The sequence below is a fragment of the Polymorphobacter multimanifer genome (assembly GCF_014205635.1).
GTDB classification, from domain to species: Bacteria; Pseudomonadota; Alphaproteobacteria; order Sphingomonadales; family Sphingomonadaceae; genus Sandarakinorhabdus; species Sandarakinorhabdus multimanifer.
Genome location: NZ_JACIIV010000051.1, coordinates 1 through 8820, shown reverse-complemented (window position 1 = coordinate 8820; position 8820 = coordinate 1). Strand labels below are relative to the sequence as shown.

Annotated in this window: 8 protein-coding genes; 5 read left to right on the top strand and 3 right to left on the bottom strand. The window is 60.7% G+C overall.

Annotated features, from left to right (window positions below; translation table 11 throughout):
• Positions 1-266 precede the first annotated feature (266 nt).
• A complete protein-coding gene (locus FHS79_RS17990) occupies positions 267-548 on the top strand; it encodes an SWIB/MDM2 domain-containing protein (RefSeq protein ID WP_184203145.1) in 282 nt (93 codons plus the stop codon).
• Between the two features lie 277 nt (positions 549-825).
• Here FHS79_RS17990 and FHS79_RS17985 read toward each other — a convergent pair whose 3' ends face one another.
• The 3 genes from FHS79_RS17985 to FHS79_RS17975 all read right to left on the bottom strand — a co-directional run bounded on the left by FHS79_RS17985 (position 826) and on the right by FHS79_RS17975 (position 3356).
• The gene (locus FHS79_RS17985; RefSeq protein WP_243453559.1) at positions 826-1338 is read right to left on the bottom strand and encodes an RES domain-containing protein; all 513 of its coding nucleotides are present in this window, start codon (positions 1336-1338) and stop codon (positions 826-828) included.
• Complete coding sequence (locus FHS79_RS17980; RefSeq protein WP_184203143.1) at positions 1335-1685, bottom strand: antitoxin Xre/MbcA/ParS toxin-binding domain-containing protein; 351 nt, start codon at positions 1683-1685, stop codon at positions 1335-1337. The genes FHS79_RS17985 and FHS79_RS17980 overlap by 4 nt, the downstream gene beginning before the upstream one ends.
• 171 nt (positions 1686-1856) lie before the next feature.
• Entirely contained in the window at positions 1857-3356 is a 1500-nt protein-coding gene (locus FHS79_RS17975; protein ID WP_184203141.1) for a hypothetical protein, read from the bottom strand.
• A 319-nt stretch (positions 3357-3675) separates the two neighbouring features.
• On the opposite strand from FHS79_RS17975, the gene FHS79_RS17970 reads away from it, so the two are divergent.
• The 4 genes from FHS79_RS17970 (at position 3676) to FHS79_RS17955 (ending at position 8515) form a co-directional block, all read left to right on the top strand.
• Positions 3676-4620 (top strand): IS110 family RNA-guided transposase, encoded by a 945-nt coding sequence (locus FHS79_RS17970; protein WP_184203146.1) that lies wholly within the window; start codon positions 3676-3678, stop codon positions 4618-4620.
• A gap of 189 nt (positions 4621-4809) precedes the next feature.
• Positions 4810-5394 carry a recombinase family protein gene (locus FHS79_RS17965; RefSeq protein ID WP_184203140.1) on the top strand — a complete coding sequence of 195 codons (585 nt, stop codon included), beginning with the start codon at positions 4810-4812 and terminating at the stop codon, positions 5392-5394.
• Positions 5391-6263, top strand: coding sequence for a helix-turn-helix transcriptional regulator (locus FHS79_RS17960; RefSeq protein WP_184203138.1), 873 nt, complete (start codon positions 5391-5393; stop codon positions 6261-6263). Before FHS79_RS17965 ends, FHS79_RS17960 begins: the two co-directional genes overlap by 4 nt.
• Positions 6264-6355: 92 nt before the next feature.
• Complete coding sequence (locus FHS79_RS17955; protein ID WP_184203136.1) at positions 6356-8515, top strand: TonB-dependent receptor; 2160 nt, start codon at positions 6356-6358, stop codon at positions 8513-8515.
• The last annotated feature ends 305 nt before the right edge of the window (positions 8516-8820 follow it).

Genomic DNA, 8820 nt, shown 5'->3' with positions numbered 1-8820 from the left:
CTCAGGCTTCGTAAGCTGCTCAAGTTCCTCGCGATTCATGGATAGTGTGAATCATAGACGCGACCCCTTGGCAAGGGGGTGGGTAATTACAGCGCTGATACCGATAATGATAAATGGTCAGTACGACTTCGGTGTCGGCAGCTTCCGGCCTTGTGGGGATCGGGTGCGCCTCACTTTCGCTCCAATGCCTGAGGGACGCTACGGGCTTGTCGCTAGCGGTAAGCCTTGGCATACCAAGTCCGAGCATTCCGCTTGGGGATTGACCGATGCCTGCAAAGAAGACCGATGCTCCTACCGCAGTCGCCAAGCCGAACGGCCTCAACAAACCGCTGACCCCGTCGAAGGAACTGGCCGAGATCGTTGGTGCCGATCAGCTCTCGCGCGGTCAGGTCGTGTCGCGGCTGTGGGAGTACATCAAAAAGCACGATCTGCAGGACCCCGCTGACAAACGCAACATTGTAGCTGATGCAAAGCTCAAGCCCATTTTCGGCGCTGATAAGGTGACCATGTTCGAGATGAACAAGCATGTTGCCAAACACCTCAGCTGAGCTGGTGGACATGGGAACGCTGCCTTCATCTGTGGTATAAGCACCGAAAGCAGGGTTGCTAAAGGCGAAGGGCATAATGCGGCCGCTACACGCCTGGCGCGGCAGAATTCAAGCCGATGGTGCAAGGAACGATTGAATAACGGCGTGTTATTTTGGACACTTCTGAGTCGCATGCCGCGTCAAGTTGCTCTTATGCAGCGCTTCTCCTGCAGTTTTCGTACAGCCCTTTCGGACGGTTGCGCGCCCTCGACGAAGGCCTTGACTGGCAGCTTGGCCGTCACGGGCGTAAGTCACCGGTCGGGTCGATCAGCGTTACCTGTGCCCCAATCTCTCCCCAGCACCAAAGCACGAGATTGATGCCCCTGCCCTGCACACTCGGCACGCGGCAACCAGCAAAGCCCGCCAATAAGGCCTCGCGCGCCATGTGCCAGCTGGCCGGTTCAGCGCGGTCGATATCGCGAATGCGGCGCCAGGGGAGTGTCAGCATGCTTTGCTCGATACCTGCTTGTTTCCGGACATCAGCATCGGTGAGGTCGAGGATCGCATCTGCCTTGACGTAATAGGGGGCAAGCGTTCCGGGATGAATGAGCGCCTGCATATATTCGGCAATCGCTGTTCCATGATCTGCCGACAGATAAAGCGCCGCCATACCAGGCGCATTCCAGCGCCCGCCGGCGCGAGCCGCCCCCGCCCCGGAAAGTGGGTCATGATGCCAGCGCGGGCTGAGCATCCGCCACCAGCGACCGGCAATCGCCTTTCGCGGCGCGTCCGCCAAGGCCCAGCGGTTCACGCGTAGGCGCCGTCGCGCAGGTCCTCCAGATAGGCGAGCACGGCATTGCTTTGCCCTGCTTCGACAAGATCCTGTGCCGTACGCCCGTCATGGCCAGGCAGCGGCTGATGCCGGAACCACACGATGGCCTGATCCGGATTGCCAGTCAGCTCCTCGACCTGGGCGAGGATCCGCGCGATCGGCTCGAGGCGCGCTTGGACAGCCGGTGATGCGGGATTTGCAAGCGTATTGCGATGGAGCCTCGCGATCCGGGCGAACTCGACTAGGGGAAGCCGCAGCCGCTTGCTCATGCGCTGGGGCGAGAGGTGATCCGCGTCGCGAAAATCGTTAACCAAGGCGGTGAACATGACAGCATCCTATGTGCGTTTCGTGTGCATAGATAGCCCATTTCGCGCACAAATCAAGATAAGGGTGCAAGCCGTTTGATCGGTATCGACAGCTTTCGATTGTAACGGAAGTTATCGACTAAAGCTGGCACCGTGCAAGCCCGGCCTGCCCGATAGACGGTAGTCGAGTGGCTATAATCGTGCCTGCAGCCAAGCTACCAGCTGACGCAGCCAAACTAAGTCGGCGCCGGCTACAGCGGCGAATGCTCTGACAGCATCAATGTTGCTTACTAGGAAGACCCAAGCGGAGTTTCCCAAGGAAGTTACGCTGTTCATGACAAAGCCACCGGCGCCAGTAGCCGTCAGGCCATCACCCACAACGGTAGCGATTGTCACATACCCAGTGAACCGCAGAATTTTGCCGACGCCAGCAAGCATCCGCTTAACAAGCAGCGACGCGGCGTGGTTCGACCGTTCCGGTCTCTCGCCCTTGCCGGCATTCGAGCCTGCTAATTCAGCAAGCTCGCGCGCGGTCGGACCAAAGACGGAAGGAGTGTTGCGGATTGCCTGGGCCACCTCTGCAATCGATTGACTCAGGCGGTCCCGGTCCTCGGACGGCGCGCGATATCGATCCGCCGCCTCGACAAGGGCCGAGCCGGTCGGCGTCGACATGATCAACGCTCCGTGCAGCTGACGGATGGACGCAAGTCCGCTCGAAACGGTGCTGGGCAAGGGCGGTCGATCGCCGGCGGCTATCTCTTGCTCGCATTGAGCCGCCGTGTTTTCTAGAAACACGCCCTCGGTGTAGAGGCGGGGTATCGAGGCCGGGGCAGCATTAACCGTCGCGACGTATCGAATTAATGCCTGGAGAAGGTCCTGATGGCCGTTCGTCCCTTCGAGATGGGTGACCAGTTCGGTCGCCTGTTCGCGCAGCGCTGATAGCAGGGCGCCGTCCGGCGCTTCTGCTCCGTCCCAGTCGACGAGATCGACACGTTCCTGTTGCGTCCGATCGAAGATGGGGCCCGACGGTTCCGGGGGGATGGTTGCAAGGATCTCCTCAAGACTAGAACCGCTGCCGTCGTCCTCTTCGTTGTTTTCTGCCGAAGCTTCCTCGTCGTCCGGTTCGCCCTCAGTTGCATTTGGTTCCGGGTCGTAATCATCTGGCCCTTCAGTTGGCGCCCATTCCGTGAGTCCGTCTCGCTGCACGCGTTCAACGGCCGCGTCGATTAGCTCCTGATCCTCGTCCGAAAAGTTGCTGCCGATTTCTTCGGCGGCATCGTGGGGGCCGCCCCATATCCAGATGTAGCCACCCTCGGCACTTTCGTATGGAGTGCGGTTCGCGGGGTCTTCGAAATTCTCGAAGAACCAGTCGACCATTGCTTGGATGCGACCCTCCCGGTCCACGGCGGCATCGTCCGAGTCGGAAATGCCAAGCTGAAAATTCTCCAGCAGCGTATGCCTACCGACTTCTGTCTCCTGGTCGTTGAAGGCGCCGATCGGGTACTCCCAGACCGTCCAAGTCAGGCTTCCAAGGTCGGTATGTTCAATGGCCGCTTCGTAAGTCACCTCGGCTCCCATCGAGCGCTCTTCTGCGCCGACGCCCTGCCAGTCCAACTCGTTGGGACCTATGGTATAAATAGTGCCAGTGTCCGCGTGGCGGATGCGGCCGACCCCGGTGACACTAACTGACATATTTCGCCCCCCCAAGACGCCAATCCGACCCGCGGGTGATCTTGAATTGATGCGAAAGATGTACGGAAATTACTTTGCGCCAACAAGTGTCAAAGGGTTCCGCTTCCCTGTTTTCAAAGGCAGGTTCTGCCCTCGCCTTTTAAGTCTGCGTTTGCCGGTTTCTGATATCATGGCCGGCATGGTGGCAGGTGGCAGCCCGTCCTCCCCTGGGGTGTTCGAGCCCGTAAGAGAGCTTGGGTGTCCACCTGTTCGCCATCGAACTCGGACAGTCGCTTGGGCCGCTGCGCAGCAAGCCCGCTTGCGAAAGGGAGAGACCACGATGGCTGCTATCTACGTTGGTATCGACGTGTCGAAGGACCGCTTGGATATCCACCTTCGGCCCGGTGGCGAGACGCTTTCGGTGAACCGGAGCGCCAGCGGGATCATCGAACTGACCGACACGCTGGCGACGCACAGCGTCGCCCTGGTCATTCTGGAGGCAACAGGCGGTTACGAGACGGCTGTTGCTAATGGCCTTGCGGCCGCCGGCTTGCCGGTGGCCGTCATCAACCCGGCGCAGATCCGCCACTACGCCCGGGCGCTTGGTCGCCATGCCAAGACCGATCGTCTCGATGCCGAAGTCATTGCGTGTTTTGGCGAAGCGACCAAACCTCCTGCGCGTCCGCTTGCCGATGAAGCCACCCAGTTGCTCGCCGAGCTGATCGCTCGGCGGCGGCAAGTGCTTGCAATGCTTGTCGCTGAACGGCAGCGCTTGAGCCGCGGCGGCACGCCGCGTGTCGTACAAAGCCTCAAGCGCGTCGTGCGCGCACTCGAGAAGGAGCTCGCCGATATCGAGGGCGAGATCGACCTTGCGGTACGTGGGTCGCCAGGTTGGGCGGCTGCCGAGGACCTTCTGGTGTCGGTGCCCGGCGTCGGACCCGACACGGCTAGAACCCTGCTTGCCGAGCTTCCTGAACTTGGCCCGCTCGATCGCCGCCAGATCGCAGCATTGGTTGGTCTGGCACCCTTCGTGCGGCAGTCCGGTCAATGGCGTGGCAAGAGCATGATCGCCGGCGGCCGCGCTTCGGTACGAACCGCGCTGTTCATCGCCGCCCAGGTCGCCAAGCGATTTAACCCTGTACTGGCCAGCTTCTACGCCCGCCTGATCGCCGCCGGAAAACCCAAAATGGTCGCCACCATCGCCGTCGCTCACAAACTGCTCATCATGCTCAATGCTATCCTCCGCGAACGGAAGCCTTGGATCGTAGTACCCGTCAGCGCTTGACAGCCAAGACAGTCGCTCTCCACCGCTCGAAGGCGCCCGGAAGTATCAGCAAGTGAACGATAGCTGATCGATCTGCGGGCGGTGACACTGAGGGCTGATGATCACCCCTTTCCCCTCTGTGACGCGAGTCTCACATAGATAGTACTGTGATTCTTGCAATGACGGGGGTCTGTGCGTTACACTCCGCGCATGACCGGAATCGCTATCGGCTACGCCCGCTGCTCGACCGACAAGCAGGACCTCACCGTCCAGCGTGAGGCTCTGTTGAAGCTCGGCGTAGCGGACGACCGCATCTACACCGACCACGGCCTGACAGGCACCAATCGCCTGCGGCCCGGCCTTGACCAGGCGCTCGCCGCAGTTCGCTCCGGCGACACGCTGGTCGTGCCGAAGCTTGATCGCCTCGCTCGTTCCGTTCCTGATGCCCGCGCCATTGCCGACGAGCTGATGAAGCGCGGAGTGAAGCTCCAGCTCGGATCGACGGTTCACGACCCGACTGACCCCATGGGCAAGATGTTCTTCAACATTCTCGCCACCTTTGCCGAGTTTGAGAGTGACCTCATTCGTCTCCGCACCCGGGAAGGGATGGCGGTGGCTCGGGCCAAAGGGAAATTGAAGGGTAAGAAGCCCAAGCTGTCGCCGATGCAGAGCAAAGAGCTGCGCCGCATGTACGATTCGGGCGATTACTCGATCAGCGATCTCGGCGACGTGTTCAAGGTGTCCCGGCCTACGATTTATCGCACACTTGCGCGTCAGCCGACTTCATCATCATGAGCCTGTCGGACACCGACGCTCTGGATCAACTGCTTTCGCTGGCAACGCCTGCCGAGGAAGCCGATCGTATCGAATTGGAGCCCGACGTAAGCTTCTGGCGTTCCACCGGTCGCGCGCCGCCTGCCGGTCTTGCTTATGAAGCCACCATTCCTGAGGGATTGCACTTCAGCGCCGGAAACGCCGAAGTGACGACGGTCATCGCGGGGAGGACGTTCGCTTTCCGCGGCTTCATCGCCGCTCACTTCAGAGCGGACGTGCCGCTGATGTGCGCCTCTCGCACTGAGCCCGGCACACGATGGACAAGTCTGGGGCTATGGGTCGACGCTCGATCCGAACTCTTCGAGGTGCTGGGAGATGGCCTTGGCGCGCTGCCTGAGCCAAGGCCTGCGAACCTCCAACTGTGCGCCCTGATCACGAACCGGACGGCTGCCTCGTTCAAGGGCGTTGCCAGGAGCTACGCGCTCCGCGCTGACGGCTATGCGATGCTGGCGCACATACACGAGGATGGAAGGCTGGCGACGGGGACGCCCGACAAGCGCCGGAAGGAAGCCATCAAACTCGCGCGATTGATCCTCGACCAGGAGTATCCCGATCCGCCCTCGCTCGCTGAACTGGCGCGGCGCGTCGGTCTGAACCGGCGATACCTGACGGGAGACTTTTCTGCGGTGAACGGGATGTCGATCGCCCGCTACATCACGCGCCTGCGGCTTGGTCATGCCGACGCAATGTTGGCCACAGGAATTCCGGTGGCCGAAGCGGCGCTGCGCGTCGGACTCACACCCAGCCACTTTGCTCAAGCCTATCGGCGCAGATTTGGGCATCCACCAAGCGAACGACTGCCATTCGAGGTGCCGCGATCGATAGCATAATTGCCGCCATCGATAGCTACGGCGCTTGCCTCCCTGCCTCCCCACACTATTGCGAATGACTTGCATGGTATGTTGTTACATGAAGGTCATCGATGCGCCTTGTCAGTCTCGCTATCTGCGCCGGAGCGGCAACTCTGGCTTCTGCTGCAAGCGCCCAAATTTCGGACGAGCCTGGCGAAATAATCGTCACCGCCAACAAAACCGACCAGCGGCTGATCGATGTGCCAGCTTCGATCACCGTCTATGACCAGCGCTTTATCGAACGTGCGCGAATTCGTTCGCTGCGCCAGCTGGACGACTATTCTCCCAACGTCTCGATCAACCAGATCGGACAAGTGGGCGGCACCTTCATTTCGATCCGCGGCATCGAATCAAACCCTTTCATCATCAACCGTGCTGCCGTGTACATTGATGGCATCCCTTTCCGCGATCCTGACGCGCAGGTGTTGGCCGATGCTGCGCAGGTCGAAATCCTGAAAGGTCCACAGGGCACACTTTATGGCGCCAACGGCAATGCCGGCGTCATCGTCATCCGCACGCTTGATCCAGGCGAGGAACTACAGGGCCATGTCTCCGGCGCAGTCGAGGCGTTTGGCAACGGCCAGAGTTGGCCGATCCGTGCGCGGATCGCAGGCCCGATCGCGGAAGGCGTGCGTGGATCGATCTCGTTATCGCACGAGCATGGTGCCGCATATGTGCGCAACGACGCCTCTTCGATCGGGGAACGCGGCAGCATCGAGAACTTCCAGGGTGTCGCCAAGCTTCGCATCGAGCCTGCCGCCGGCACTCGGCTCGACCTTCTCGCATTCCGAACCGCTATCACCGCGCCCGGCGTCTATGAGCAGGAGTTCGCGCCAGTTGACAGCGCCATATACGACCGTAACTATCGCGATCTGTTCAACGGCGGCCGCAGTGTCGCGCGGTTCGGCCTCCTGCACGATGCCCCCAAGCGCACCCAGGAACGAGAATGGGGGCTGGGCGCAGCCCTCACCCAATCCCTTGGAGGAAACACCGCGCTGGCTTTGGCAGCGTCCTGGCGCGCAGAAGAGGAAAGCTCGTTCGGAACCGATATCGATCTCACCGCACTGCCGGCTGCCGCGGGCGGCAACCGCAATCGCAACCGCTATCTCAACCTTGAAGCGCGGGTGTCGGGCGGCGCGACGGGGGCCGCGCGCTGGGTGCTGGGGGCCATGTATTATGATGAGAGCAAGAGGGTCGTGCTGTCCACGCTCGCGGGCCCCGGCACCCTTGCTGACTTCAGCCCGGCGCCGCCGCAATCTGCAGAGGCACGCGATATCGCGGCATTTGGCCAATTGATTTTGCCGCTCGTCCCGCGACTGGAAGCGACACTGGGCCTGCGCTACGACAACGCCCGTCGGGGGAGACAGCAGCAGGCCGGCGTTCTCGATCTAGGGCCGCTCGGTCAGTTTGGCTTTGCTGCCGCCGACGAATCCGCCACCTTCGACGATTTGCTGCCCAAGATCGCCCTGTCCTATGCACTTGCGCCCGGCGCGCAGATCTATGCCAGTGTCGCTAAGGGCTGGTTGCCTGGCGGTTTCAACCTCGAGGCCTCCAGATTTGGCGCCGCTGACGATTTCGGCCGCTATGGCAAGGAATCCCTCTGGTCATACGAGATTGGCGCAAAAGCCGAGCTGCTGGAAAGGAAGTTGTTTCTCGCAGGCGCCGTCTTCCTGATCGATGCGCCAAACTGGCAAGAATTCAACGTGCTGACCGGCCCTTCTGGCGAAGCGATTTCGACAAACTTTATCACGTCGAATGCCGCCATCCGCAGCAAGGGTGCGGAGCTGGAACTGCAGGCGCGCCTAGTAGACGGACTGGAGCTGACATTTGGTGCCGGGTACATCGATGCGGAATATCGTCGCTATCGCTTTTCGCCAACGCAGGACTTTTCCGGCAACCGGGTGAAGCTGGTGCCCGAGTTCGATCTGACTTCGACAATCCACTACAGGCATAAGTCGGGGCTGTTCGTGCGCGGAGAAGCGCGCGTAACCGGCAACACCGCGCTGAACCCCGAGAACAGCCTGATCCAAGGAACGATCGCCGTACTTGGGGCGCAAGCCGGCTACGAAGGGGAGCGGCTCACTGTGCGTGCCTTCGCCAGCAACCTCACCAACGCCCGCTACTTTGCCGGACAGGCCTATGCTAACTTCGCATTCGGCAACGACGGCACTTTCTATGCGCCACTCTCAGCTCCACGCATTCTTGGTTTGGAGGCGGAGTTTCGCTGGTAGCCAAACGTCGGCAAACTGTCCGTAAGGGGACCCCTGATAATTGCAAGATACAAGTCTCGGCGACAGCCAACCAGCGCACATCCGATGACAAATATCGACCAGAAGACCTCATTCGGTCCCGCTCTGCTACAGGCAAGTGCTTTCCCGGCGCTGATCGCAGAACGACGACACATGATGACGCATGGCGATATGCCGGTACGAAAGCCCGCGGCGGGTAATTACCCACCCCCTTGCCAAGGGGTCGCGTCTATGATTCACACTATCCATGAATCGCGAGGAACTTGAGCAGCTTACGAAGCCTGAGT

Excerpts from the sequence above, each read along its gene's own strand:
- FHS79_RS17965 (WP_184203140.1), top strand. The coding sequence starts at position 4,810 with ATGACCGGAATCGCTATCGGCTACGCCCGCTGCTCGACCGACAAGCAG.
- FHS79_RS17975 (WP_184203141.1), bottom strand. The coding sequence starts at position 3,356 with ATGTCAGTTAGTGTCACCGGGGTCGGCCGCATCCGCCACGCGGACACT.
- FHS79_RS17980 (WP_184203143.1), bottom strand. The coding sequence starts at position 1,685 with ATGTTCACCGCCTTGGTTAACGATTTTCGCGACGCGGATCACCTCTCG.
- FHS79_RS17990 (WP_184203145.1), top strand. The coding sequence starts at position 267 with ATGCCTGCAAAGAAGACCGATGCTCCTACCGCAGTCGCCAAGCCGAAC.
- FHS79_RS17970 (WP_184203146.1), top strand. The coding sequence starts at position 3,676 with ATGGCTGCTATCTACGTTGGTATCGACGTGTCGAAGGACCGCTTGGAT.
- FHS79_RS17960 (WP_184203138.1), top strand. The coding sequence starts at position 5,391 with ATGAGCCTGTCGGACACCGACGCTCTGGATCAACTGCTTTCGCTGGCA.
- FHS79_RS17955 (WP_184203136.1), top strand. The coding sequence starts at position 6,356 with ATGCGCCTTGTCAGTCTCGCTATCTGCGCCGGAGCGGCAACTCTGGCT.